Annotated in this window: 1 protein-coding gene; it reads left to right on the top strand. The window is 62.8% G+C overall.

Annotation, left to right across the window (positions count from 1 at the left end; all coding sequences use genetic code 11):
- Positions 1–56: 56 nt before the first annotated feature.
- Positions 57–250: GTPase (locus tag SB772_RS43910; RefSeq protein WP_410839014.1), on the top strand; the 194-nt coding region annotated here is incomplete at its 3' end.

Below are 250 nucleotides of genomic sequence, written 5' to 3'. Positions count from 1 at the left end.
CGCGTGGTCCGGGTGAAACAAAGATCGAACTCGATCGCCGTCGTATCCGGACCCGGATGGCTAAGCTTCGTCGCGAAATCGCGGCAATGAAGCCGGCCCGTGAGACAAAGCGGGCCAACCGCCGTCGTAATGCTGTCCCTTCCGTAGCGATTGCCGGGTACACCAACGCCGGCAAGTCGTCGCTGCTGAACCGACTGACGGACGCAGGCGTGCTCGTGGAAAACGCGCTGTTCGCCACCTTGGACCCCAC

This window comes from Paraburkholderia sp. SIMBA_030, assembly GCF_046535245.1.
In the GTDB taxonomy this organism is placed as follows: Bacteria; Pseudomonadota; Gammaproteobacteria; order Burkholderiales; family Burkholderiaceae; genus Paraburkholderia.
This window is presented reverse-complemented; position numbering and strand designations above follow the sequence as displayed.